Here is a 23,506-nt window from a genome sequence, read left to right on the forward strand (position 1 = left end):
AAGTGCTTGGCGATAGAGCAAATGTGTATAGCTGGCCTAGGACGCGATTGCGGTGCAAGGAGTTGCCGAACACTGCGACCTGATCGTTCCCATGCTCTGCGTGGGAATGCAGCCCGGGACGCTCTGCGTCCCAAGATCGCAGCCTTCGGCAGCTCCTACAGGGGCCAGAATCTTGGCGGGCTCAGCCGAGCATTTCGCGCAAGCGATACCAGAACATGCCCAGCGCCAGCAGCGGCGAACGCAAGGCCGGGCCACCGGGGAAGGTCATGTGCGGCACGCCGCTGAACACGTCCATGCCTTGGCTGTGCCCGGCATGAATGGCTTCGCCCAACAACTTCGCGCACCAGTGCGTGACGTTGAGGCCATGGCCGGAATAACCCTGCGCGTAAAACACGTTCGGGTGCTGTTTGAGTCGGCCAACCTGGGGGAAGCGATTGGCGGTAATGCCGATCTTGCCGCCCCATTGGTAGTCGATTCGCACATCGGCCAGTTGCGGGAACACCTTGAGCATTTTCGGGCGCATATAGGCGGCGATGTCCGCCGGATCGCGCCCGGAATAATGACAAGCGCCGCCAAACAGCAACCGTCGATCAGCCGAGAGTCGGTAATAGTCCAGCCCGACTTTTTGATCGCACAGCGCCAGGTTCTGCGGAATCAACTGGGCGGCGCGGCTTTCGTCCAACGGCTCGGTGGCGATGATGTAACTGCCGGCGGGCAGCACTTTGCCGCTGAGCTTGGGTTCCAGTTCATCCAGATGCGCGTTGCAGCCAAGCACCAGGCTGCCGGCGCGCACTGAACCCGTGGCGCAGCGCACCTCGACGGTCGGGCCATGGAGGATTTCCAGCACCGGACTCTGCTCAAAGATCCGCACGCCCAGCGATGCCGCGAGACGCGCCTCACCTTGCACCAGATCCAGCGGATGCAAGTGCCCCGAACCCATGTCGATCAATCCGCCGGCGTACACACCAGCGTCGACCACTTGCTGCCGGATCTGTTCCGGCCCGACCAGCCTCGTTGCGTGGGCATAGTCGAGTTCGGCGAGGCTGTCCTGTTCCTGCTTGAACGCGGCGAATTGCGCGGCGGTGTTGGCCAGTTCGCAAAAGCCCCAGCGCAGATCACAGGCGATGGCGTTGTCAGTGATGCGCTGGCGCACCAGCTCCACCGAATCGATGCCGGCGCGCTGCAGATAGCGCACGCCGTCTTGGCCGACGTAGCGAGCGAACCCCTCGACTTCATGGCCGATACCGCGAATCAGCTGACCGCCATTGCGCCCGCTGGCGCCCCAGCCGATACGTCGCGCCTCAAGCAACACCACCGACAGACCGCGCTGCGCCAGCTCAATCGCGGTATTGACGCCAGTGAAGCCGCCACCGATTACGCAGACATCAGCAAGCAAATCACCATCCAGCGCAGGGTAGGGCGTGCTCGCCCGCGCAGAAGCGGCGTAATAAGAGCCGGTGTGTTGTGCGCTGTGCTGATTCATTTGTTCGACTTCACTTTGCTCCACGACCGGGTCATCAGGCGCATGATCGCCTGGGGCGGGGTCGAGGAAATGTAGAGTTTGTCGAGCACCGACTGCGGCGGATAAACCTCAGGGTTGTTGACCAGTTCCTCATCCATGAACGGCTTGGCCGCCGGATTCGGATTGGCGTAGCCGACGGTGGCGCTGACCTTGGCGATCACCTGCGGATCGAGCAGGTAATTGATGAAGGCGTGCGCCTCTTTGGCGTTGCTCGCATCGGCTGGGATCGCCAGCAGATCGAACCACAGGTTGGCGCCTTCCTTGGGGATGGCGTAAGCGATATTCACACCGTTCTTGGCTTCCTTGGCGCGGTTGGCTGCCTGGAACACATCGCCGGAGTAACCGAACGCGACGCAGATGTCACCATTGGCCAGGTCCGACACGTACTTGGAAGAATGGAAATAGGTGATGTACGGGCGGATGCTCAGGAGCTTGGCTTCGGCCTTTTTGTAGTCTTCAGGGTTTTCACTGCGCGGGTCCATGCCCATGTAGTTGAGGATGGCCGGGAAGACTTCGTCGGCGGAATCCATCATCGACACGCCGCACTGGCTGAGCTTCTTCAGATTCTCGGGTTCGAACAGCACGGCCCAGGAATCGATGTGGTCGATGCCGAGCACTTGCTTGACCTTATCGACGTTATAACCGATGCCGTTGGTGCCCCATAAATAGGGAACCGAGTGCTCATTGCCTGGATCATTTTTCTCTAGCAATTCAAGCAGTTTCGGGTCCAAGCTCTTCCAGTTTGGTAACTGTGAACGGTCGAGCTTCATAAACGCGCCGGCCTTTACCTGACGGGCGAGGAAATGGTTGGACGGCACCACCACGTCGTATCCGGTGCGACCGGCGAGGAGTTTGCCTTCAAGGGTTTCGTTGGAGTCGAAGACGTCGTAGATCACCTTGATCCCGGTCTTGCTCTGGAAGTCGGCGAGGGTGGTTTCGCCAATGTAGTCGGTCCAGTTGTAGACGCTGACTTGGGGCTCGGCGTGGGCTACGGCACTGAACAGCACGCTCAGTGCGACCGGGAGTACGGATTTCAATAGACGCATATCGACACCTCTTCTTGTAATGATCGTTCCCACGCTCTGCGTGGGAATGCCGCAACGGACGCTCCGCGTTCGGCTTTGGATGGGACGCAGAGCGTCCCGGGATGCGTTCCCACGCGGGAGCGTGGGAACGATCAACTGTGCGGCCGTCTTCGCGAGCAGGCTCGCTCCCACAGGGACGAGGCGCCGTCAGACGCTCAGCAGCAGGAACTCCCGCTCCCACGAGCTGATCACGCGCTTGAAGTTTTCGTGCTCGGCGCGTTTGACCGCGACGTAGCCGCGGACGAATTTGCTGCCCAGGTACTCCGCGACCTTCGGGCACTCTTCCATCTGCGTCAGGGCTTCTTCGATGGTGATCGGCAGGCGCAGATTGCGGCGCTCGTAGGCCCGGCCTTCGACCGCCGCGCTCGGCTCGATCTTCTCGACCATGCCGATGTAGCCGCACAGCAGGCTCGCGGCAATCGCCAGATACGGGTTGGCGTCGGCGCCGGGCAAGCGGTTCTCCACGCGCATCGATTCAGGCCCCGAAGTCGGCACTCGCAGGCCGACCGTGCGGTTCTCTTCGCCCCATTCGACGTTGACCGGTGCCGAGGTGTCCGGCAGGAAGCGGCGGAACGAATTGACGTTCGGTGCGAACATCGGCAGGACTTTCGGGATGTACTTTTGGAGGCCACCGATGTGATGACGGAACAGCTCGCTCATGTTGCCCTCGGCGTCGGCAAAGATCGGCTGGCCCGTCGCGATCTCGACCACGCTCTGGTGCAGGTGCATGGCGCTGCCAGGCTCGTCGCCGATCGGCTTGGCCATGAACGTCGCGGTGACGTTGTGCTTGAGCGCCGCCTCGCGCAGGGTGCGCTTGAACACGGTGATCTGGTCGGCCAGATCCAGCGCATCGCCATGACGGAAGTTGATTTCCATCTGCGCCGGGCCGTCTTCGTGGATCAACGTGTCGAGATCCAGGCCTTGCAGTTCGCACCAGTCGTAGACGTCTTCGAACAGCGGATCGAATTCGTTGGCGGCATCGATCGAGAATGACTGTCGACCGCTTTCCGCACGACCCGAACGACCCAGTGGTGCCTTGAGCGGCAGGTCCGGGTCTTCACAGCGCTGGGTCAGGTAGAACTCCATTTCCGGCGCGACAATCGGCTTCCAGCCCTTGTCGGTGTAGAGCTGCAGGACTTTCTTCAGCACGTTGCGCGGCGACAGTTCGATCGGATTGCCAAACTTGTCGAAGGTGTCGTGGATGACGATGGCAGTCGGCTCGATCGCCCAAGGGATGACATACACGGCGTCGGAAACCGGCTTGCAGACCATGTCGATGTCGGCCGGGTCGAGCAGGTCGTAGTAGATGTCGTCGTCGACAAAATCCCCGGTTACCGTTTGCAGCAGCACGCTCTCCGGCAGGCGCATGCCACGCTCATGCAGGAACTTGTTGGTCGGTGCAATCTTGCCGCGGGCGATGCCGGTCAGGTCGCTGACCACGCATTCGACTTCGGTAATCTTGTGATCTTTCAGCCAGGTGAACAGCTGATCGAAAGGGGCGTTCATAAAGACCTCGTTATTGGTTTTGTAGACGCCGGGGAGGGCGGGTTTCATCTTCCGCCCCTTCCCCTGTGGCGCGTTGGCGACTATCTTGGGCGCGGCTTGCGATTCCATCTATCCACTTTCAGCAGCACCAAAGCGCACCAAAAGAGTGCGCAAGATCACCCCATGACAACGTGCAATCGGCTTCAGGTACAAGCGTTCAATACCGCCGACGTGGCCGAGCAAATCCGCGCCACACCGGGCTGGGTCCAGCATTACCAGCAGATGTCGCCGGGACATTTCGCCGGGCAGATTCGCTATCTCGATCTGCAGGGCGTCGAGGTTTACGAAGAACAGATGAACACCCGTGTCGAGCAGAACTTCAGTGCGCCATCCGGGGCTCTGGCGTTCTGTTTCGATCGCAGCGACAACGCGCTGTACCTGCTCAACGAAGAGAGCCGCAACATCTGGATCACCCCGGAGAACTACCGGGAAATCGCCGTGGTATTCGGCCCTGATTTCGTCCGCGAGCACGGCCTGCAAGTGGCGAAACTCGAAGGGTTGTTCATGGCACCGCTGAACTGCGGACAGAACGCTTTGTTCAGTGGCTGGTTAAGCTCGATTCTCACGAAGTTGTCGCAAGCTGCTGATCAACTTGATAAATATCGCCTGACTCAACAGTTGCTTGAGGACTGTCTGTTCATCCTCGACAACGCTCACGCCAGCCTTGATCGCAGCGGATTGCAGCGGCGCAACAACGAACGCCAGATCATCAAAAGAGTAGGGGAGTGGGCGGCTGATTCGCCGGAAGACACGGTTAATCTGCTCGAACTTTCTCACGTTGCCGGCGTGCCGCTGCGCCAGTTGCAACAGGCTTTCAAGGCCTACACCGGGATGACCCCGAGCCACTGGTTACGGCTGAGGCGGCTGAACAGTGCGCACCGTGAATTGCTCAAGCGCAGGCCCACGGAAACCACCGTTGCCGAAGTGGCGATGCGCTGGTCGTTCTGGCATCTGGGGCGGTTTTCCAGCAGTTACCGCGCGCTGTTCAAGGAGCTGCCGAGCGAAACGCTCAAGCGCTGAGCAGAAAAAGGCTTTGTGTCCTTCGAGAAGTTAAATAGAATCAGTCTCATTTGAATCTACCTTCGCGCAGGGTCTCTTGAGATGTTTGAAGCCACGTCACCATCGGAGCAGAGCCTGCAGCAGTTGTATCGCGAGCACCGCGGCTGGCTGGAAACCTGGCTGCGCCGGCGCATGGGCAATGCGTGGGATGCGGCGGACCTCAGTCAGGACACCTTTCTGCGCGTCCTGTGCAACGCGCCGCCACTGGCCGAGTTGCGCGAGCCGCGCGCGTATTTGCTCACCGTCGGCAAACGCCTGCTGAGCAATTTCTACACGCGGCGCCATCTGGAAAAAGCCTACCTCGACGCCTTGGCGCAATTGCCGGAAGCGTTCGCACCGTCGCCGGAACAGCGCTGGTTGCTGCTGGAAACCTTGCAGGCGCTGGATGAATTGCTCGATGGCTTGCCGCGTGCGGTGCGTCGGGCATTTCTTTGGAGCCAGCTCGAAGGCATCGGCTACCGCGAGATTGCCGAGCGCTTGCAGGTTTCCGAGCGCACGGTGAAACGCTACATGGCCCAGGCTTACGAGCATTGCCTGCTGGCGGAGCTGTGATGCGCGTTGCCCCCAGCGAGGAAACACGGGAAGTGGCACGGGCCGCAGCGCACTGGCTGGCACTGCTCGAGTCCGGTGGTGCCAGTGATGAAGATCACGCCCGATTGCAGCATTGGCGCGCCAGTGACAGTCGCCACGAAAACGCTTGGCAGAAAATCCAGCAGCTTCGCCAGCGTTTCGCAGGTTTGCCGCCGACACTGGCCATGGCCACGCTGGATCGGCCTGATCCGGCGCGGCGCGCTGCTCTCAAGCGTGCCTTGGGCGTGGCGGCGCTGGTGCCGGCGGTTTGGTTGATCAGTCGGGAGCTGCCGCTGGAGGTCTGGCGCGCCGATTTGCACACCAGCACTGGCGAGCGGCGCAAAGTGCAGTTGGCCCAGGATTCTTCATTGCAACTCAACACCGACAGCGCGGTGAATGTCGATCTGCCTGCACGTCAGCTGACAATCATTCGTGGCGAAATGGCGCTCAACGTGGCGGGCGATTCAGCCTTTATCGTCAACGCGCCTTATGGGCGGATGATCGTCAATCACAGCGACATCTCGGTGCGTCTCAATGCGCGCGATTGCCAGGTCTGCGTGTTGCGCGGTTCGGTGCAATTGCAGCCGCTGCACGGCCCGGCGCTGGTATTGCAGCAGGGCCAGCAAGTCAGCCTGCAAGCTTCGGGCGCGGGGGCGCTGACTGCATTCGATGCGTTGATGCCCGGTTGGCGCGACGGTGTGTTGATGGCGCAAAACCAGCCGCTGGGTGATTTCCTTCGCGAGCTGAGTCGCTACCGCTCGGGAGTGCTGCGCTGGGATCCGGCGCTGGAATCACTGCGCATCACCGGCAGTTTCCGTCTCGACGATACCGATCAGGTGCTGGCCCTGCTGGCAGCCAGTTTGCCCGTCGACGTGCACACGCGAACGCGATTTTGGGTGTCACTGGTACCGCGCGCAGAAAAAACTGGCTGAAGCCTGTCCCTTTTTTTCGCCTCGCTGGTCATTCCAGGCAAGTGAACAAAATCGAGAGCTTCTTCCAATGCCTGCAGTATTTCCAGGTCGTTTGCGTCCGTTGTTGCAGTTGAGCCTTTTGCTGAGCCTGAGTGCCAGCCCCGTGTTGATCCAATCGAGCTGGGCCGACGATGGCAGCCGCCGCAGTTATCAGGTGCCGGCCGGTAGCCTGAGTGCCGCGCTGACGCGGTTCGCCGGTCTCGCTGGCGTCAATCTTTCGGTGGATCCGGCGCTGGTCAGCGGCCGCAACAGCAATGGATTGTCCGGCGAGTTCGGTGTGGAAGAGGGGTTCAGCCGGTTGTTGCTGGGCTCCGGTTTGCAGCTGCAACCGGTCGGTGATCAGGCTTATACGCTGGTGCCCGCAGCGCAAGGCAGCACCTTGCAACTTGCGCCGACATCGATTCTCGGCGCGAGCGGTTCAGCGGATGCCGATGTATTCGCCGGCGGTCAGGTCGCGCGGCGGGGTTCGCAAGGGCTGTTGGGTTCCAGGGATTTCATGGAAACCCCGTTCAGCATGACCACCTACACCAGCGAAACGGTGAAAAACCAACAGGCGCGCACCCTCGGCGACCTGATCGGCAGCGACCCTTCGGTACGCGCAACCAACCCGGCCGGTGGCCGCTATGAGCAATTCACCATCCGTGGTTTCAGCCTGTTCAACAGTGATGTTGCCTACAACGGCCTCTACGGTGTGTTGCCGACTTACACCATCGACATGGAAATGGCCGATCGCGTCGACATCCTCAAAGGCCCGAGCCAATTGATCAACGGGATTTCGCCACGGGGCAGTGTAGGAGGGGGGATCAACGTCGTGCCGAAACGCGCGACCGACAAGCCGATCACCTCGCTGACAGCCAATTACGCCTCGAACAACCAAGTCGGCGGCGCGGTGGATATCGGACGGCGTTTTGGTGACGAAAACCAATTCGGTCTGCGCTTCAACGGGGTCAAGCAGTCCGGAGATACGGAATGGGATCACCAGAGCGTTGATCGCGACATGGCGGTGCTCGGTCTGGATTTTCGTGGTGAACGCTTGCGACTTTCCACCGATATTGGCCACACCGAACGCGACACCGACGCACCGCAGGAACGCGTGCAAGTCGCGGCCAATGCCAAGGTGCCGAACGCCAATGATGTGCGCGATAACTATGCGCAACCCTGGAGCCAGGCGCGTACCAAAGACACCTTCGGCACAGTCAACGGTGAGTTCGATGTCAGCGATTCGGTCATGCTGTATGGCGGCGTCGGCGCACGCAAAAGTAATCACGACTTCTTGCGGCATGCCGTTTCGGTGACCAACGATGCCGGTGATTTCAGCGTCCAGCCGCGCGACTTCACCCGCGACGAAAACGTTCGCACGGCTACCGCTGGTGTTCGTAACTGGTTCAGTACTGGGCCGGTCAGCCATGAAGTGAACCTGGCGGCCAATTACTTTTATATGGACTTCGAAAACGGCGGCGCGCGTTACGCGGCCGGGCGCAGCAATCTCTACGACCCGGTGGAAATCGCCAGACCCGGCACGCCGACCCGCAATGACGCCAAGGTCTACACCGAAAATCGCTTCAGCGGCGTGGCGCTGTCCGACACGCTCGGCTTCTTCGAGGATCGTCTGTTGCTGACTTTGGGCGCGCGCTGGCAGCGGGTCAAAGTCGATGACTGGAGCGACGGCATCAAGGGCGACACGGCTTACGATGAGGAAAAAGTCTCGCCATCGGGCGGGATTCTGTTCAAGGCGACGGACAAACTTTCGCTGTACGCCAACTACATGGAAGGCCTCAGCCAAGGCAAGATCGCGCCATCGACATCTATCAACGAAGACGAAATCTTCCCGCCATTCATCAGCCGCCAGGTTGAAGTCGGCGCCAAGTACGACGCGGGCTCATACGCGCTGACAGCAGCGGTGTTTCGCATCAAACAGCCTGCGTACGAAACCAACGCTACCACGCGAGTCTTCGGCCCAAACGGAAAGCGCGAGAACAATGGCGTAGAACTGAGCGTGTTCGGCGAACCGCTCAAAGGCTTCAGATTGCTCGGCGGTGTGATGTACATCGACAGCGAACTGATCCACACCACCAACGGCACATTCGACGGCAACCGCGCACCGGCGACACCGAAATACAACGTTAACCTCGGCGCGGAGTGGGACGTGCCGACTGTGCAGGGTTTGACGTTGACCAGCCGTGGAATCTATTCGAGTTCGCAGTATCTGGATCAGGCGAATGATAAGGAAATCGACTCTTGGGAGCGGTTCGACGTAGGTACACGCTATGCTTTCAAGCTGGACGAAAAGACCATTACCTTGCGGGCCAATGTCGAGAATGTGTTGGATAAACGCTATTGGAGCTCGGCGGGTGCATCGGATGATAGTGAGCCGGGGTTGACGCTTTCTACGCCGCGAACGTATCTGCTGTCGGCGACGGTAGACTTCTAATGGAGTAGAGTAAGTGCGTCGATCGTCTTTGAAAATACGTTAACTACACTAAATGACCGTTTAGTTGAGCTAACAAAAAATGGTGCCTGTAACGGAGAAGGCCATGATTCAGCGCAAGCCGAATGCTACAGATGTGATTGCTGCGCTGAATCTACAGGCTCATGTCGAGGGCGGTTATTACCGCAGAACCTATCAAGCCGATCACCGTGACTACCTCGAAACGCAGCGAGGCCCGCGATATCTGCTGACCTCAATCTACTATCTGCTCACTGAGCAATCGCCAGTGGGCCAGTTTCATTTCAACCAGTCCGACATCCTGCATTATTTTCAATTGGGCGACGCCATCGAATACAACCTGATCCACGCCGACGGCTCATTGCAAACGCTGGTGATGGGCAGCGATGTTTTGGCTGGTCAGCAACTGCAGTTGCACGTATCGGGTGGAATTTGGAAAGCCTCTCGATTACTGGAAGGCTCAAATGGCTTTGGCTTGATCAGCGAGGCGGTTTCGCCTGGGTTTGATTTCGCAGACATGGAAATCGGTAATCGCGCAAAACTCACGGCACAGTTTCCGCAGCATGGTGCGCTGATTGAAAAGCTGACGCGTGATGATGGATGAGGGCTGTAGATTGGGAAGAATGCAGTTTGTAGGGAAAGCTGGTTTTGAAGTGGCCAACGCAGTTTCAAATCTCCTGGGCGACCACGCTAACCTTGTAATACCTTGTTACGTGTAATGTATATTATGTTAAATGTTGGGTGTGAATGGCCTCAGGCTTTAGATGTCAGATCCACCACTCCTAATGCGGCAATCGCTACGACTGGACGCTGCGCAACACCGACGTCGGCGAAGTCTGTGGCATTGGCAAGCGCATGAAGGCTCATCTGGAAACAATGGGCATCAAGACCGCCATGGACTTGGCGAAAGCCGATCCATGGATGCTTCGCCAGAAATTCAGCGTGGTGATCGAGAAGACTGTTCGTGAAGAAGCCGTCGCCACCTACACCCAGCGCGCAGCGGAGAAACTCTGAGCGCAAAACTCGCTATGCAAGAAAATCCGCGTCACTATCCGGGATCTAGCTGAAGCTGCTTGGGATGAGCACATCACATTCGTCGATGCTTCGTACGAGGAAATGGGTAAAGCTTGACCCCATAGCGGACGGTCGACCTTGGCTTCCCAAGCGCGTGCGCAAAGATCAGGTCTTTGGCAACAATCGACAAGACGGGAACGGAACGCAGGTCAACATAATCGAAGGGATGTTTGTTATGAGCCACCTTAACAACGACTTGAGGGCCGATTTCGTTGAGGCACTTGAGGAGATTTCGACGCTGATGTCCATTGCATACGACCAGCTTGGCCCTTTACCGGAAGACCATGCATTAGCTCAGGCAGGTTTAGAGAATGGTGGTGAAATAGTTCTGGATTATGTCGATCACAACGAGGCTGGAGTAGCGTTCGAACACTTGCTTTACATGATTAACGAACCACCGCTCGTTGTTTCTGAAAAATGCATAAAAATTTTAGCTCGGATCGCAAAGTCCTTGAAGATGCCATTCACGAGATGAAAAAAATTTACCCATCTGAAGATCAGCTTTGGGTCGAAAACAGTCACTCCCACCCGAAACTTCCACGGAGAATTGGCCCATGAAAACCGCCCTAATATCCGACACTCACAACCTCCTCCGCTCCGAAGCCATCAGCGCGCTCCAAGGCTGTGACCTGATCATCCACGCCGGCGACATCGGCAACCCGGACATTCTCGCCCAATTGTCCGAAATTGCTCCCGTCCATGCCGTGCGCGGCAACAATGATCTCAGCAGCCCATGGGCCAAAGACCTCCCCGACTTTCTGACCTGCACTCTCAACGGCTGGCACACTCTCCTTATCCACGACATCGCCGACGTCCCCGCCGATCTAGATCCAGACATAAAGCTCATCATCACCGGCCATTCCCACAAACCGCGCATAGAATGGCGCGGCGATCGTCTATACGTGAACCCTGGTAGCGCCGGCCCTCGGCGTTTCAAATTGCCGGTCACGCTGGCAATTCTCGAGATACAACCCGACAGTATCGAGCCGCGCCTGATTTCCCTGCTGGATCCCCCCGCCTGAAATCGCTACGGTTACTGCGATCCAGAACCAGGAAGCGCCACCTCCTACCAAGCCCGACCTATCTCGCGGCGAACCGATCCTCAACGCCGTTGAGCGTGCGATCAAGTGACAGGACAGCGGGTTTAGATCCGATCCGCGCCGCTCAGCAGGGCGGACTGACACTTCCGACATGGAGGCGTCTAATCACCCGATTAATCTCCCCTGCCACCCGCCCCGTCGCCTCCTCGATCGTTCCCTCATTGCGGCAAATAAACCAACCCTGATCGGCAGCGGCCACCTCAAACGCCTCAGTACAAGCGACATGCTCCTCCAGACCGCGAAGTACAGTACTGCTCAAGCCGCGCCGGCGTGAACCTGCCCTCTCCCACGAAATCTCCGCCGCTGTAACCACCCCGACATGCAGGTCTGGCACCTGTACGTTGCGGTCAATGTTCAATTGCAGGATTTCAGCAAACGGGACTATCCGGCGAAACGCGGCATCGGACGGGTACCAGCGATCGATGAGGATGATGCTGTCGGCGGGTTGTTTGGTCAGCACGTGCTGGGAAATCCAGCGGCGGCTATCAGCCAGGCGTTGGCAAACGTCCAGTTCCAGATCCCTGTCAGGATGGCGGACGAGCCGGTTCACCAAGTGCATTGTCTCGCCCCTGAAAGGGTCGCTTTTTTTCTCGCACAGTCGGATGACTTTCTGGTTGTCTGCCCTCAGGACTTCAGTGATGGCTTCCAGCAGCGAGGTTTTGCCGACGCCTTTGGGGCCATCCAGAGCGACAAACAGCGGACGAGTCATTTTTCTCACAGGCTTTAACGGGGAGTAGCGCGCACTCTAACGGATTTTCAGGTTGAACCTCTGTTGCTTAGCAGGACTCCCAAATTCAAATCCAGGAGAAACCTATGACCCAGACAGCTCTAGTCGTGGGCGCCAGCGGCATCGTCGGCAGCGCCATCACCCAGTTACTCATCGACAACCAGTGGCAAGTCGCTGCGCTGTCGAGACATCCATCGCAAGCGCACGGCGTGATTCCTGTGGCGGCAGACCTTCAGGATCCTGCTTCTCTGGAACAGGCGCTGAGGGATGTGAAACCCACGCATGTGTTCATTACGACATGGTCGCGGCAAGCCACGGAGGCCGAGAACATTCGCGTCAATGCGGCCATGGTGCGCAACGTCCTCGCCGCCATTCGCCCAGCGAAAAGCGTCAAACACGTAGCACTGGTTACCGGCCTGAAACACTACCTCGGCCCGTTCGAAGCCTATGGTAAAGGCAGCCTGCCGCAGACACCGTTTCGCGAAGAACAGGGTCGTCTGGATGTCGAGAATTTCTATTACGCTCAGGAAGACGAACTCTTCGCCGCTGCGGAAAAGGACGGTTTCACTTGGAGCGTTCATCGCCCGCATACCGTCACTGGGGTGGCCGTGGGCAATGCGATGAACATGGCGACCACCCTCGCCGTCTATGCCTCGATTTGCAAACACACCAATCGCCCTTTTGTGTTTCCCGGATCCAGGGTGCAGTGGGACAGCCTCACCGACATGACCGATGCGCGGCAGTTGGCGAAACAGCAACTGTGGGCGGCCACCGCGCCGGCTGCCGCAAATCAGGCATTCAATATCACCAATGGCGATGTATTCCGGTGGAAATGGATATGGAGCCGAATTGCCGAATACTTCGACCTGCCTGCTGCTGACTATCCCGCGTCACCCTCGCCTCTAGAGAAGCAGATGGCTGACGATCAAGCCGTATGGACGCAAATAGTCGCCGAACACGATTTGAAAGAATCCGATATCGGTCGCCTGATTTCCCCATGGCATACCGATGCAGATCTCGGTCGCCCTATCGAAGTGGTCACGGACATGTCGAAAAGCCGCCTGATGGGCTTCACTGCCTACCAAGCGAGCGATCAGGCATTTTTTGACGTGTTCGACAGGCTGCGGGAGATGCGCTTGATACCTTAGGCGTTTCCAGAAAGATAAGGTGGGGCACCTGGCGTGCCCCCCTCATTCAACAGTACTTTCCACGCCCTCACCCCCTTCCTCTGCCACGTTCATTCGCCCTGCGAAATCCTCCCGCCATTCACCGGCAGAACGCAGCCGATCGTATATCCCAACTCCAAAATAGCGCCTTCGACAGGTATCGCTCTGTATCCAAGTGTGTACGGACGCAAACACGTTACACAACATTGATCTTCCCGCCCCCTCAGACACAAGCGAGATACACCAGCACGATGAACTGCGCTCACGGCCAGCGCAGTGCTCCTGTGCCTGACACCTGTCATTGGGAGCACCTGAACGGCTTCCACTTTCTTGACGACGAGTCGGAGGATTAAACCAATGCGAACAAACGCGTCATCGGTCTTGAATCGGCTGCAACTTAATCTCGATCGCGCTGGGGACTGGATCGCCCCTTTAAGCCTGCGCGTTTTTCTGGCTTGGGAATTTTTTGAAGCGGGATGGGAAAAGTGGAACGGTGAGAACTGGTTCCCGAGCATTCAAGGGGCCTTTCCTTTTCCCTTCAATCAGCTGCCGGCTACGTTCAATTGGCAGTTATCCATGTGGGCAGAACTGCTCTGTTCCATTGCTTTGCTTGTCGGCCTGGGAACACGTCTTTCGGCACTGATCCTCATAGTGGTCACCGTCGTGGCAACTGCCGCAGTTCACTGGCCAGCAGAGTGGTCGACGTTGAGCGAACTGGCTATGGGGTACTCCATCAGCAACAAAGGCTACGGCAATTTCAAGCTGCCGTTGATCTATCTCGTCGCACTTCTGCCACTGGTATTCACAGGCGCCGGCAAGCTGAGCCTGGATGCATGCATCGGTCGGTATCTCAAGCGTTTGAATGCGCGCTGAGTGTTATCGCGTCACCAAGGTTATCGCTCTCAACCCCACTAGTAATCAGGAGTTTCATCATGACCCATATTGATAAAGTGCTGTACACCGGCAAAGTCCATACCTCCTCGGGTGGTCGTAATGGCACCGCCCTCAGTGACGACGGCCGACTGGATATAAAGCTGTCGTCGCCAGGCACCTCTGGCGCCGGTACCAACCCAGAGCAATTGTTCGCCGCAGGTTGGTCGGCTTGTTTTATCGGCGCGATGGGGCTTGCGGCGAGCAAGCTGAAAGTCACTCTCCCGGTTGACCTTACCGTCGACGCCGAAGTCGATCTAGGCACAACCGATGGCGCTTATTTCCTCCAGGCTCGCCTCAACGTCTCCCTTCCCGGGCTGGATCGCAACGTCGCTCAAGACCTGATCGATACTGCACACCAGACATGCCCGTACTCCAAAGCGACGCGGAACAACATCAACGTGGTGATCAACCTCGTTTGAGAAGAACCGTGGAGGGTTTCAAATCCCCGATTCACACCCCGCGGCTGCCAGCGGTAACCGTGGGGTGCTGTGGATCGGGTGTTCCAGACGTCGAATTGGAATATTGAGCTCATGCAAACGAACACTTCATCACCAACGCATTTAGATCCACAGATCCCCCTTGAGGGGACCGTCGGGCTGGGATTGCGCCGTGCGCTGCTTAACACGCTCCGTGACGCTCCAGTCGGTGATTTCGATTTTCTAGAGGTTGCTCCAGAGAACTGGATCGGCATCGGTGGCGCTCATGGTGAGGCCTTGCAGTTGCTGGCTGAACGCTATCCGCTGTCATGCCATGGCCTGTCACTGTCGCTGGGTGGCAGTGCGCCGCTGGACGAATCTTTTCTTGAGCAAGTACGAGGGTTTCTTGATCGCTTCAACGTGCCGTTCTATAGCGAACACCTCAGTTACTGCAGTGACGATGGCCATTTATACGACCTGCTACCGTTGCCATTCACTGAGGAGGCCGTTCATCACGTTGCTGCGCGCATCCGCCGTGCACAGGACATTCTCGGTCGTCGTCTTGCTGTAGAAAACGTCTCTTACTACGCCGCTGCTCATCAGGACATGGACGAACTGACGTTCACCAATGCAGTACTCCGCGAGGCGGATTGCGACCTGTTGCTCGACGTAAACAATGTGTACGTCAACTCAGTGAACCACCGCTTTGATCCAGCGGTTTTCCTCGCCGGCCTGGAACCCGAACGCGTAGTCGCCATGCATGTGGCTGGGCATTACGACGAAGCTGATGACCTGATCATCGACACCCATGGCGCCTCGGTCAAACCAGTAGTCTGGTCATTGCTGGGCCAGGCTTATGGCCTCTTTGGTGTGAAGCCAACCCTGCTGGAGCGCGATTTCAACTTTCCGTACTACGACGAACTGGTCGCTGAGCTGAACACCATCAGGCGCTTGCAACGCGACGCCAATGCTTTGGTGCGGGTGACTGTCGATGGCTGACTCCACTTCAAGTTTGCACAGTCAGCAGCTCGCGCTGACCCGTTACCTGCGTGACCCGGACAGTTATGCGCCGCCAGCGCAGATGAATCCTGCAAGAGCGCAGGTCTATCTCAACCTGGTGTTGAACAATCTGTTGGGGTTGCTGGGCGGAACGTTTCCGGTGCTGGTTGCCGTGCTGGGTGATGCCGGCTGGCGTGCGCTGGTACGACGTTTTTTGCGTGATTACCGCGCGCAAACACCACGCTTCGGAGAGATTGCTCGTGAGTTTGTAGACTTCGTAGCAAGCCTGGAAGACTCGCCCGGTCACGAACACCCTTGGTACCCGTTCTTGCCTGAATTGGCTCATTACGAGTGGGTGGAAATGGCGCTGCAACAGTTGGACGCTGCGCCGTTAAAAGTCAGTGATGCAGAACAGCTACTCGATCGTCCCCTCAGGCTCTCCCCGCTCGTCTGGCCGCTGGCTTACACCTGGGCCGTACATCGTCTCGGGCCCGGTCATCTGCCTTCTGGACCGCCAGAACAACCGACGTTGCTGCTGATCAGCCGTGCGCCGAGTGGCCAAGTGCAATTCTCCCAGGTCAGCCCTCTCGCGTTCCGTTTGTTGCAGCGGATCGAGCAGTTCCCTGACATGGACGGTCGAGCGCAGTTGCACGCTTTGGCTGCGCAGGCTGGTGCTTCAGACGTGACCCGCTTCGTCGCTGACGCACTGGTGCTGCTGCGCCAGCTGCATGCGCAAGCTGCCGTCGGCGTAGCCGCGACACCCGTGTTAAAGCTGTTGTCCTGACTGACGAGCAAAGGCTGAGGTCGGTTTTTGTATCTCTATGTACCCAAACGCGAAGTCTTGGGATTGGCTTACAAATGCTCCGCTCGCCGATACATCGCCGATACATGACTCCCGCTAAATAGGCCTACCCGAACAAGGACGCTGTATCGAAGTGGACGACACTTGCGCCCTTCGCCTCGAGCTTCCTTGAGGGTCTATCCGCCCTGTGGCATGAACCGCGGCCTGGCCGCGCAAAGCATCTGGAGAAGCACTATGTACCGTAAACCAATGTCGAACAAAACCAGTCTCGGCCTGGCCGCAATTGCTTTAGCCAGTGGCATGAGCCTGGCATCGTCTGCGGCTTTTGCTGTTGAGCCTTTGTCCCAAGGCTACCAACTGGCATCGGCCGATAAAACCGGCGAAGGCAAATGTGGCGAGGGCAAATGTGGAGAAGGCAAATGCGGGGCCAGCGAAACCAGCGACAAGTCCGCTACTGCCGAAGGCAAGTGCGGTGAAGGCAAATGTGGCGACGACTCTTTCGCTCGCACAGACACCGACCATGATGGCCTCGTCTCTCTTAAAGAACTGCTGGCTGTAGCGCCTCAGGGCGGTGAAGAATTCAAAGCAATGGACACCAACCACGATGGTTTTCTTTCGGAAGGTGAGGTCTACAAGTTCAGAACCAACCAGTACATTTCCAATGGCAAGAAAGTACCCACCGAGCTATTTACCCGCATGAGCAAAGCGCAAAACTGATTCCTCCCGCCATAGCATTCGCCCTCCCCCGCGCCTGCAGCCAGGGAGGGCGATTTACCTTCTGCAAAGCCCCCAGTTGTATTGATTACATCGCGTTATAAGTGATGTTCTCCGCCCCTGATTTATCCCCTGAACGCAACACTCTAAAGTCCATCCCACTGCTCCCCTCTTCATATCGATGGGGCGCCTACTGGAGACTTATCCCATGCCTTTCATCAGCGTTCGTATCACTCGCGACGGCGTTACCAAAGAACAGAAATCCCAAGTCATCGCCGAGATCACCAAAACCATGCAAACAGTCCTCAACAAGGACCCGCACCTCACCCATATCGTTATTGAAGAGGTCGACACCGACAACTGGGGCTATGCCGGAATTACCACCACCGAGTACCGCCAACAACTGACGGAGTCGAAGAAATGACCTTCCCCGTCAGTATCGACTTTGTGTCGGATGTGGTGTGCCCCTGGTGCGCACTCGGCGCCACGGCGCTGGAACAAGCCATGGCGAACGTTGCCGGCGAGGTTGCCGTGGAGCTGACCTACAAGCCGTTCGAACTGAACCCGGACATGCCGGCCGAGGGCGAGCACGCCATCAAGCACATGATGCGCAAATACGGGCGCAGCGCCGAAGAAGTCGCCTCGCGCAATGAAATGATCGTCGCGCGTGGCAAGGCCATCGGTTTTCAGTTCGACCTGGAAAAGCGCAGCCATTTCTACAACACCTTCGATGCCCATCGCCTTCTGTTCTGGGCCGTGCAGGAAGGCCGCCAGGTCGCGCTGAAGAAAATCCTGATCGAGGCTTATTTCACCAATGGCGAGAACCCAAGCGACCACGAAACACTGGTGCGCCTGGCCGCTGAAGCGGGACTTTCAACCACCCGCGCCCGAGAGATTTTGGCTAGCGAGGCGTTCGCTCTCGAGGTCCGTGAACTTGAGAGTTTTTACCTTGAGCGCGGGATTAATTCGGTCCCGGCCATGGTGCTGAACGGTCGCCAGTTGGTGTCCGGATCGCTATCCGTCAAGGAATACGAACAAATCCTCAGGCAAGTGGCACGAGAGTCTGCCCCGGCCTGACAAAGCGATTTACCAGCACGATGCGCGGTCAAGCCCACAGCATCGGTCACTCAACTTTTGCGGAGTACATCGTCATGTCGAACGCCTCTTATCCGCTGAACCGCACCGCTTACCTGCTGGTCGATCCTTACAACGATTTTCTCTCGGAAAACGGCAAGGTCTTCCCCTTGATCAAGCCGATTGCCGAACAGGTCGGGCTGCTCGACAACCTGCGAGCCCTCGATCGCGCCGTACGAGCGCAGAACATTCCGGTGGTCATCGTGCCGCACCACCGTTGGGAACATGGCGACTACGAAGGCTGGGATCATCCAACACCGACCCAGTGCAAAATCATGCACATGCACCACTTCGCACGCGGTGAATGGGGCGGCGAATGGCATCCCGATTTTGCGCCGAAGGACGGCGACATTGTCGTGCAGGAACATTGGGGCTCCAGCGGCTTTGCCAATACCGACCTTGATTTTCGCCTGAAGCAGAAAGGCATCACCCACGTGATCATCGTCGGCCTGCTCGCCAACACCTGCATCGAAGCGACCGCCCGCTACGCCTCGGAATTGGGCTACCACGTCACCCTGGTGCGCGATGCGACCGCCGCATTCCGTGCGGAAATGATGCACGCCGCCCACGAGTTGAACGGGCCGACTTTCGCTCATTCAATCGTCACCACCCAGGAACTGATTGAAGCGCTGGCAGCGCAGGGGTAGCGGCGATGAACCTCACCGATTTCGCCAGTTTGCCGAGGTGGTGCGTCAAGGCCGCTTTCTGCAATTGGCGATCGGCCCCGTCAAAAATGCACCTTGAGCAAGAGACTCAACGCGTTCTGGTCGGTAGGGAATCCGCTTGTGTCTTCAATCCCGTATTTATTCGACCAGTAATCCCACTCAAGTCCCGCATAAAAACGTTTTTGCTGTTGCCCCAGCGCCTTGCCCACGTCGTATTTGACTTGTGGGTTGAAGTGAAAGCTCCTGGCCACATAGTTGGAGGTGCCTTTGTTGCCGACATCGTTGACGTACCACTCCAGATAGCCGTCGAAAAGAATGTCGGAGCGACCCACCGGGAGGGTCATGGACCAGGTCGGGTTGATCTGCCATTGACCTGAGGCCTTACCGGTGATGCCGTCGGGTTTGCGATAGTAGGTGTTCAGGGAAAAGCGATCGAAGCCTGGAAGCACGAGGTCGACAGCGGGACCCAGCAGGTATTTGCGATTGCGGTTTTCACCGCGCTCGTAGGTGGCGGCGATGAGGACGTCCTTGACGATGCCATAGCTCAGGGAGCGGTCACTGATTTTGCCCAGCGACAGCCGTGGGGAGAATTCACCGTAGTAGGAATGGCCGTCGGCACCCGAGAGTCCGCTGGACCATTTGTTGTCGACGAACATGAAGATATCGCCCCACGTCCAGCCGCTGGCGTGTTCGAAGCTCAGCGTTTGCTGAGTATCGTCGCCAGTGCCGTCGACTTTGAAATGCTCGCCGTAGAGGTAGCTCAAGCTGTTGTCGTTCCACAACAGAGGGCCAGCTTCGGCGCCGGCGCTGGCCAGAGCTAACAGCGGCGCCAGGCTGCGACGCAGCAGTGAAGGTGCAAGTAATGGAGTACGCGATGCGTTCATGGGCTGCCCTTGTCAGGTGATGGCGGATATCACCGGCAAGGCATGCCCGAGCTGCGGATCAAGCAGCTGCTCTGGCCCTCAAATTAACGAGGGGCGACCCTTGCCGGGTGCGCGGCGTAATGCCGCCAGAGCAATGCCCTGCACCTCGGGTTCTGTTGAGAGCCCTCTGTGCTGACCGCTTCTACTCGATTCCGGACTAAGCAGAGGTTGTGCCAACTGAGCGAATACAATCTTCAATCCTGATCCAGCACAATCGATGCGTAAAAATGAATACTTTTCAGCCATCGGTTGCGCACCAGTTTGAGGCGCGCTCACTTGGATTCGCACCGTTGCGATTCGCCTGCCCACCTCCTGCTGATTGCCTCGCCCGCCGGATCCCGTGAGGGCGGGCCTGCGACGGCTTGGCACACTTTTGGCTATTACCACTTTCGAGTAGAAGCGGTCAGTGCCAGCAATGGCACCGGGCATTGCTCTTGCGCCCTTCCCTGTGGGCGTACGTCCGATTGGATGCTTGAACGCGGCGCCAGCGCCCCGGGCAAGAGAGAACTGTCAGCCGTGTAACTACGCATACGCGCCCTCTCTCCTCCCCATGTTCTCTCCAATCGGTCCCTCGCTGGCGTGCCGATTGGCGCGCGGCGGTTTTCGAATCGTTGTGGAGAACACATCATGAAAATTCGCTTTGCCTTGGGTCAACCGCTTCGCTCGCTACTGGCCATGGCGCTTGTGCCCGCCGCCCTGATCGCGTCTCCACTGGCTTTGGCCAATGACAAGGTGGTGCTGCTCACTTCCTGGTATGCCCAAGCCGAACAGGGCGGTTTCTACCAGGCCCTGGCGGATGGACTGTATGAAAAAGAAGGCCTGGACGTGACCATCCGCATGGGTGGGCCGCAGGTCAATGGCATGCAGTTGCTGCTCAACAAGCAGGCCGATTTCATCGTCAACTACGACTTGCAGATTCTCAAAAGTGTGGAGCAAGGCCTGCCGGTAGTGGCCGTGGCCGCACCCTTTCAAGGTGATCCTCAGGGTCTGCTGACCCATGCCGATGTGAGCGGCCTGGATGCGTTGCAGAACAAACAGGTGCTGGTGTCCACCTCCGGCCAGCAAACGTGGTGGCCGTGGCTCAAGGAAAAATATCAGCTCAAGGACAGCCAGGCCCGCCCCTACACCTTCAACCTGCAACCCTTCCTCGCGAACGCCAACACCACGCAGCAGGCCTATGCCAGCTCCGAGTTGTTCCAGGCGTTGAAGGCCGGGGAGAAAGCCAACTTCTTCCTGTTTGCCGACGCTGGTTACCCGCCCTACGGCTCGACCCTGGCCACTCGCCAGGACGTGATCGATCAGCATCCTGAGCGAGTCCAGCGCTTCGTTCGCGCCTCGATGGAGGGCTGGAAGCGCTACCTCGACAACCCGAGCGCCAACCACCTGATCAAGGCTGATAACCCGAACATGAGCGGTGAATTGCTCGCCTGGGGCTTGTCGACGCTCAAGCAATATCGCCTGGTCACCGGCGGTGATGCCGCCACCCAAGGCATCGGTGTGATGAGCGATGCGCGCTGGCAGGCCACCCGAAACTTCATGGTCGACGCCGGCCTGCTCGGTGCCGATGCGCCTTGGCAGAAGGCCTACACCACGCGCTTCGTCGAGGATCTGAAGGTGCTGCCTGACGCCGAACAGTCCGCCAGCCGCTGAGCCTGATTGCAAGACTGCTGAACCCAGAGCCCGAGCCCAAGAGCCGGCTGAACGAATACCGTGAGGACACTTGTTATGTTGGTCACCAAACAACCTGTATTGCGCCGTTTCTGGTATGCCCTGCTGCCCATGACCGCGCTGGATGCCGGCCCGCAGCCCTTCACTTTACTCGGTGAGGCGCTGGTGCTGTGGAAGCGCCCCGACGGCACCCCGGTGGCCATGCGCGACCGTTGCTGCCACCGCACCGCCAAGCTCTCGAAAGGTTTTGTCAGCGAGGACGGCAACATCGCCTGCGGCTATCACGGCTGGGAATACGACTGCACCGGCACCTGCGTGAAGATCCCGCAAAACCCCGCTGGCATGATTCCGCCGGGCGCCTCGGTCCAGGCCTTTCACTGCCAGGAAAAATACGGCTACGCCTGGGTTGCCCTCGACGATCCTCTGCAACCAATCCCTGAGTTTCCCGAGGATGGCGTCCCGGGCTACCGGCGCATCTTCCAGTTTTATGAAGAGTGGAAAACCAGCCCGCTGCGGGTCATGGAAAACTCCTTTGACAACTCGCATTTTTCCTTCGTCCACAAAGCCAACTTCGGCCTTTTCGACCAGCCCGCGCCGGCCGGCTACGAGTTTCGCGAAACCGACTATGGCTTCGAGGCGGAGACCCGGGTGCCGATCCGCAATCCTGAGGAAAGCTATCGCATCACCGGCACCCGCGAGCCGATTACCCAGCGCCACCTGATCAACCGCTATTACCTGCCGTTCTCCCGGCGCTTTGGCTGCATGTACCCGGACAGCGGCATCCATCACATCATCTACAACTGCGCGACCCCCATGGAAGACGGGCGCCTGATGCTGGTCCAGTGGTTGTATCGCAATGACAGTGAAGAGCAATGTTCGACCCAGGAACTGATCGACTGGGACGCAGCGATCACCGCCGAAGACCGCGACATCCTCGAAGCCACCGATTACGACGCCTGTGTCGATACTCGCCGGCGAGTGGAACTGCACATGCCGTCGGACAAGCCTGGCCTGGTGATTCGCCGGCAATTGCTGGGCCTGCTCGAAGCTCACGGTGAAAGTGAAGTGTTCCTCAGCCATTGAAGTCAGCGCCCCGGTGTGCCGGGGCTTTACCGGACGCTCATGACCCAAGGGGAGAGCGCTATGTTGATGCAAACCATAACTGGGGCCAACGCCCTGCCACAGGCGTTGCCACGGGGCGACAGCGTCGGCGTGAAAACACCGCTGTTCGCCAATCAGGTGGAAAAAACCTACAGCAACGGCACCCAGGCCTTGAGCCGGGTGAAGCTGGCCATTCAGCGCGGCGAGTTTGTTTCATTGCTCGGCCCTTCGGGCTGCGGCAAGAGCACCCTGCTGAAAATGTTCGCCGGCCTCGAAAAGCCCTCCGCCGGCCACGTGCGCTGGTGGGGCAAAGACAGCCCGGCCAGCCCGACCCAAGGGCAAAGCCTGGCGATGGTGTTCCAGGAGGCGACCCTGATGCCTTGGGCGAAGGTCAGCGACAACGTGCGCCTGCCGCTGGATCTGGCCAATGTGCCCAAAGCGCAGAGCCAGCCAAAGGTCGACGCCGCCCTTGCCCTTGTCGGCTTGGACCGCTTCAGCCAGGTGTACCCGCGGGAACTGTCCGGCGGCATGCAAATGCGCGCGTCCATCGCCCGGGCCTTGGCCACCGAGCCCAATCTGCTGCTGATGGACGAGCCCTTCGGCGCCCTGGATGAGTTCACCCGCAACAAGCTCGACAGCGACCTGCGTCAGCTGTGGGCTAGCCGCGACCTGACCGTGGTGTTCGTCACCCACAGCATTTTCGAAGCCGTCTACCTGTCATCGCGGGTGGTGGTGATGGGTGCGCGCCCGGGCCGAGTAATCGCCGACATCGAAATCGACGGCCCCTTGAAACGAGACGAGGCCTACCGCACATCTGCGGCCTTTATCGCGCAGTGCGCACGCCTGTCGCAGCTCCTGGCCGAGGCCAATGGCGATCCTTGCTGAC

Annotated in this window: 24 protein-coding genes and 1 pseudogene; 20 read left to right on the forward strand and 5 right to left on the reverse strand. The window is 58.5% G+C overall.

Annotation, left to right across the window (positions count from 1 at the left end):
• Nucleotides 1-181: 181 nt before the first annotated feature.
• The 3 genes from HU724_RS14910 to HU724_RS14920 all read right to left on the reverse strand — a co-directional run bounded on the left by HU724_RS14910 (nt 182) and on the right by HU724_RS14920 (nt 4,113).
• Complete coding sequence (locus HU724_RS14910) at nt 182-1,483, reverse strand: NAD(P)/FAD-dependent oxidoreductase (RefSeq protein WP_186569672.1); 1,302 nt, start codon at nt 1,481-1,483, stop codon at nt 182-184.
• Nucleotides 1,480-2,568, reverse strand: a complete 1,089-nt coding sequence (locus HU724_RS14915) for a polyamine ABC transporter substrate-binding protein (protein WP_186569671.1) — start codon at nt 2,566-2,568, stop codon at nt 1,480-1,482. Before HU724_RS14915 ends, HU724_RS14910 begins: the two co-directional genes overlap by 4 nt.
• A gap of 186 nt (nt 2,569-2,754) precedes the next feature.
• Nucleotides 2,755-4,113 (reverse strand): glutamine synthetase family protein, encoded by a 1,359-nt coding sequence (locus HU724_RS14920; RefSeq protein WP_016774729.1) that lies wholly within the window; start codon nt 4,111-4,113, stop codon nt 2,755-2,757.
• Between the two features lie 162 nt (nt 4,114-4,275).
• On the opposite strand from HU724_RS14920, the gene HU724_RS14925 reads away from it, so the two are divergent.
• From HU724_RS14925 to HU724_RS14960, 8 genes and pseudogenes are all read left to right on the forward strand, one after another.
• A complete protein-coding gene (locus HU724_RS14925) occupies nt 4,276-5,172 on the forward strand; it encodes a helix-turn-helix domain-containing protein (protein WP_186569670.1) in 897 nt (298 codons plus the stop codon).
• Between the two features lie 81 nt (nt 5,173-5,253).
• Nucleotides 5,254-5,763, forward strand: a complete 510-nt coding sequence (locus HU724_RS14930) for a sigma-70 family RNA polymerase sigma factor (protein ID WP_186569669.1) — start codon at nt 5,254-5,256, stop codon at nt 5,761-5,763.
• Nucleotides 5,763-6,713 carry a FecR domain-containing protein gene (locus tag HU724_RS14935; RefSeq protein ID WP_186569668.1) on the forward strand — a complete coding sequence of 317 codons (951 nt, stop codon included), beginning with the start codon at nt 5,763-5,765 and terminating at the stop codon, nt 6,711-6,713. Before HU724_RS14930 ends, HU724_RS14935 begins: the two co-directional genes overlap by 1 nt.
• A gap of 67 nt (nt 6,714-6,780) precedes the next feature.
• Entirely contained in the window at nt 6,781-9,183 is a 2,403-nt protein-coding gene (locus HU724_RS14940; RefSeq protein WP_186569667.1) for a TonB-dependent receptor, read from the forward strand.
• Between the two features lie 103 nt (nt 9,184-9,286).
• A complete protein-coding gene (locus tag HU724_RS14945; RefSeq protein WP_186569666.1) occupies nt 9,287-9,802 on the forward strand; it encodes a cupin domain-containing protein in 516 nt (171 codons plus the stop codon).
• A 197-nt stretch (nt 9,803-9,999) separates the two neighbouring features.
• Nucleotides 10,000-10,209, forward strand: a pseudogene (locus HU724_RS14950) (DNA polymerase V subunit UmuC); the annotation flags it as partial.
• A 238-nt stretch (nt 10,210-10,447) separates the two neighbouring features.
• Nucleotides 10,448-10,747 carry a MafI family immunity protein gene (locus HU724_RS14955; RefSeq protein WP_186569665.1) on the forward strand — a complete coding sequence of 100 codons (300 nt, stop codon included), beginning with the start codon at nt 10,448-10,450 and terminating at the stop codon, nt 10,745-10,747.
• A gap of 79 nt (nt 10,748-10,826) precedes the next feature.
• Complete coding sequence (locus HU724_RS14960; protein WP_186569664.1) at nt 10,827-11,294, forward strand: metallophosphoesterase family protein; 468 nt, start codon at nt 10,827-10,829, stop codon at nt 11,292-11,294.
• A 142-nt stretch (nt 11,295-11,436) separates the two neighbouring features.
• Here the strand turns inward: HU724_RS14960 and HU724_RS14965 are convergent, their stop codons facing one another.
• Nucleotides 11,437-12,081, reverse strand: a complete 645-nt coding sequence (locus HU724_RS14965; protein ID WP_186569663.1) for a dTMP kinase — start codon at nt 12,079-12,081, stop codon at nt 11,437-11,439.
• Nucleotides 12,082-12,185: 104 nt separating this feature from the next.
• Here HU724_RS14965 and HU724_RS14970 point away from each other — a divergent pair, with 104 nt between their 5' ends.
• The 9 genes from HU724_RS14970 (at nt 12,186) to HU724_RS15010 (ending at nt 18,910) form a co-directional block, all read left to right on the forward strand.
• Complete coding sequence (locus HU724_RS14970; protein WP_186569662.1) at nt 12,186-13,247, forward strand: SDR family oxidoreductase; 1,062 nt, start codon at nt 12,186-12,188, stop codon at nt 13,245-13,247.
• A 375-nt stretch (nt 13,248-13,622) separates the two neighbouring features.
• Entirely contained in the window at nt 13,623-14,138 is a 516-nt protein-coding gene (locus HU724_RS14975) for an HvfX family Cu-binding RiPP maturation protein (protein ID WP_186569661.1), read from the forward strand.
• A gap of 59 nt (nt 14,139-14,197) precedes the next feature.
• Nucleotides 14,198-14,617 (forward strand): organic hydroperoxide resistance protein, encoded by a 420-nt coding sequence (locus tag HU724_RS14980; RefSeq protein ID WP_186569660.1) that lies wholly within the window; start codon nt 14,198-14,200, stop codon nt 14,615-14,617.
• Between the two features lie 111 nt (nt 14,618-14,728).
• Nucleotides 14,729-15,613: an HvfB family MNIO-type RiPP peptide maturase gene (locus tag HU724_RS14985; protein ID WP_186569659.1), complete on the forward strand. Its 885-nt coding sequence runs from the start codon at nt 14,729-14,731 to the stop codon at nt 15,611-15,613.
• Nucleotides 15,606-16,397: an HvfC family RiPP maturation protein gene (locus tag HU724_RS14990; RefSeq protein ID WP_186569658.1), complete on the forward strand. Its 792-nt coding sequence runs from the start codon at nt 15,606-15,608 to the stop codon at nt 16,395-16,397. Before HU724_RS14985 ends, HU724_RS14990 begins: the two co-directional genes overlap by 8 nt.
• Nucleotides 16,398-16,649: 252 nt before the next feature.
• Nucleotides 16,650-17,132: an HvfA family oxazolone/thioamide-modified RiPP metallophore gene (locus HU724_RS14995; RefSeq protein WP_186569657.1), complete on the forward strand. Its 483-nt coding sequence runs from the start codon at nt 16,650-16,652 to the stop codon at nt 17,130-17,132.
• Between the two features lie 205 nt (nt 17,133-17,337).
• Nucleotides 17,338-17,553 carry a tautomerase family protein gene (locus tag HU724_RS15000; RefSeq protein ID WP_016774741.1) on the forward strand — a complete coding sequence of 72 codons (216 nt, stop codon included), beginning with the start codon at nt 17,338-17,340 and terminating at the stop codon, nt 17,551-17,553.
• Nucleotides 17,550-18,206, forward strand: a complete 657-nt coding sequence (locus HU724_RS15005) for a DsbA family oxidoreductase (RefSeq protein WP_186569656.1) — start codon at nt 17,550-17,552, stop codon at nt 18,204-18,206. The genes HU724_RS15000 and HU724_RS15005 overlap by 4 nt, the downstream gene beginning before the upstream one ends.
• A gap of 74 nt (nt 18,207-18,280) precedes the next feature.
• Nucleotides 18,281-18,910 (forward strand): cysteine hydrolase family protein, encoded by a 630-nt coding sequence (locus HU724_RS15010; protein WP_186569655.1) that lies wholly within the window; start codon nt 18,281-18,283, stop codon nt 18,908-18,910.
• 80 nt (nt 18,911-18,990) lie between these two features.
• Here the strand turns inward: HU724_RS15010 and HU724_RS15015 are convergent, their stop codons facing one another.
• Nucleotides 18,991-19,812, reverse strand: coding sequence for an outer membrane protein OmpK (locus HU724_RS15015; protein WP_186569654.1), 822 nt, complete (start codon nt 19,810-19,812; stop codon nt 18,991-18,993).
• A 666-nt stretch (nt 19,813-20,478) separates the two neighbouring features.
• On the opposite strand from HU724_RS15015, the gene HU724_RS15020 reads away from it, so the two are divergent.
• From HU724_RS15020 to HU724_RS15030, 3 genes are all read left to right on the forward strand, one after another.
• Nucleotides 20,479-21,501 (forward strand): ABC transporter substrate-binding protein, encoded by a 1,023-nt coding sequence (locus HU724_RS15020; protein ID WP_186569653.1) that lies wholly within the window; start codon nt 20,479-20,481, stop codon nt 21,499-21,501.
• Between the two features lie 75 nt (nt 21,502-21,576).
• Nucleotides 21,577-22,602, forward strand: coding sequence for an aromatic ring-hydroxylating dioxygenase subunit alpha (locus tag HU724_RS15025; protein WP_186569652.1), 1,026 nt, complete (start codon nt 21,577-21,579; stop codon nt 22,600-22,602).
• Nucleotides 22,603-22,662: 60 nt separating this feature from the next.
• Nucleotides 22,663-23,505 carry an ABC transporter ATP-binding protein gene (locus HU724_RS15030; RefSeq protein WP_186569651.1) on the forward strand — a complete coding sequence of 281 codons (843 nt, stop codon included), beginning with the start codon at nt 22,663-22,665 and terminating at the stop codon, nt 23,503-23,505.
• Nucleotide 23,506 lies beyond the last annotated feature (1 nt).

It is taken from the genome of Pseudomonas iranensis (genome assembly GCF_014268585.2).
Classification (GTDB): Bacteria; Pseudomonadota; Gammaproteobacteria; order Pseudomonadales; family Pseudomonadaceae; genus Aquipseudomonas; species Aquipseudomonas iranensis.

What these genes read in the sequence shown, in the direction of transcription:
- HU724_RS15020 (WP_186569653.1), top strand. Translation starts at nt 20,479, where the DNA reads ATGAAAATTCGCTTTGCCTTGGGTCAACCGCTTCGCTCGCTACTGGCC.
- HU724_RS14935 (WP_186569668.1), top strand. Translation starts at nt 5,763, where the DNA reads ATGCGCGTTGCCCCCAGCGAGGAAACACGGGAAGTGGCACGGGCCGCA.
- HU724_RS15010 (WP_186569655.1), top strand. Translation starts at nt 18,281, where the DNA reads ATGTCGAACGCCTCTTATCCGCTGAACCGCACCGCTTACCTGCTGGTC.
- HU724_RS15005 (WP_186569656.1), top strand. Translation starts at nt 17,550, where the DNA reads ATGACCTTCCCCGTCAGTATCGACTTTGTGTCGGATGTGGTGTGCCCC.
- HU724_RS14920 (WP_016774729.1), bottom strand. Translation starts at nt 4,113, where the DNA reads ATGAACGCCCCTTTCGATCAGCTGTTCACCTGGCTGAAAGATCACAAG.
- HU724_RS15015 (WP_186569654.1), bottom strand. Translation starts at nt 19,812, where the DNA reads ATGAACGCATCGCGTACTCCATTACTTGCACCTTCACTGCTGCGTCGC.
- HU724_RS14955 (WP_186569665.1), top strand. Translation starts at nt 10,448, where the DNA reads ATGAGCCACCTTAACAACGACTTGAGGGCCGATTTCGTTGAGGCACTT.
- HU724_RS14995 (WP_186569657.1), top strand. Translation starts at nt 16,650, where the DNA reads ATGTACCGTAAACCAATGTCGAACAAAACCAGTCTCGGCCTGGCCGCA.
- HU724_RS14945 (WP_186569666.1), top strand. Translation starts at nt 9,287, where the DNA reads ATGATTCAGCGCAAGCCGAATGCTACAGATGTGATTGCTGCGCTGAAT.
- HU724_RS14910 (WP_186569672.1), bottom strand. Translation starts at nt 1,483, where the DNA reads ATGAATCAGCACAGCGCACAACACACCGGCTCTTATTACGCCGCTTCT.
- HU724_RS14970 (WP_186569662.1), top strand. Translation starts at nt 12,186, where the DNA reads ATGACCCAGACAGCTCTAGTCGTGGGCGCCAGCGGCATCGTCGGCAGC.
- HU724_RS14915 (WP_186569671.1), bottom strand. Translation starts at nt 2,568, where the DNA reads ATGCGTCTATTGAAATCCGTACTCCCGGTCGCACTGAGCGTGCTGTTC.
- HU724_RS14980 (WP_186569660.1), top strand. Translation starts at nt 14,198, where the DNA reads ATGACCCATATTGATAAAGTGCTGTACACCGGCAAAGTCCATACCTCC.
- HU724_RS14940 (WP_186569667.1), top strand. Translation starts at nt 6,781, where the DNA reads ATGCCTGCAGTATTTCCAGGTCGTTTGCGTCCGTTGTTGCAGTTGAGC.
- HU724_RS14985 (WP_186569659.1), top strand. Translation starts at nt 14,729, where the DNA reads ATGCAAACGAACACTTCATCACCAACGCATTTAGATCCACAGATCCCC.
- HU724_RS14925 (WP_186569670.1), top strand. Translation starts at nt 4,276, where the DNA reads ATGACAACGTGCAATCGGCTTCAGGTACAAGCGTTCAATACCGCCGAC.
- HU724_RS14965 (WP_186569663.1), bottom strand. Translation starts at nt 12,081, where the DNA reads ATGACTCGTCCGCTGTTTGTCGCTCTGGATGGCCCCAAAGGCGTCGGC.
- HU724_RS15030 (WP_186569651.1), top strand. Translation starts at nt 22,663, where the DNA reads ATGTTGATGCAAACCATAACTGGGGCCAACGCCCTGCCACAGGCGTTG.
- HU724_RS15025 (WP_186569652.1), top strand. Translation starts at nt 21,577, where the DNA reads ATGTTGGTCACCAAACAACCTGTATTGCGCCGTTTCTGGTATGCCCTG.
- HU724_RS14960 (WP_186569664.1), top strand. Translation starts at nt 10,827, where the DNA reads ATGAAAACCGCCCTAATATCCGACACTCACAACCTCCTCCGCTCCGAA.
- HU724_RS15000 (WP_016774741.1), top strand. Translation starts at nt 17,338, where the DNA reads ATGCCTTTCATCAGCGTTCGTATCACTCGCGACGGCGTTACCAAAGAA.
- HU724_RS14930 (WP_186569669.1), top strand. Translation starts at nt 5,254, where the DNA reads ATGTTTGAAGCCACGTCACCATCGGAGCAGAGCCTGCAGCAGTTGTAT.
- HU724_RS14990 (WP_186569658.1), top strand. Translation starts at nt 15,606, where the DNA reads ATGGCTGACTCCACTTCAAGTTTGCACAGTCAGCAGCTCGCGCTGACC.
- HU724_RS14975 (WP_186569661.1), top strand. Translation starts at nt 13,623, where the DNA reads ATGCGAACAAACGCGTCATCGGTCTTGAATCGGCTGCAACTTAATCTC.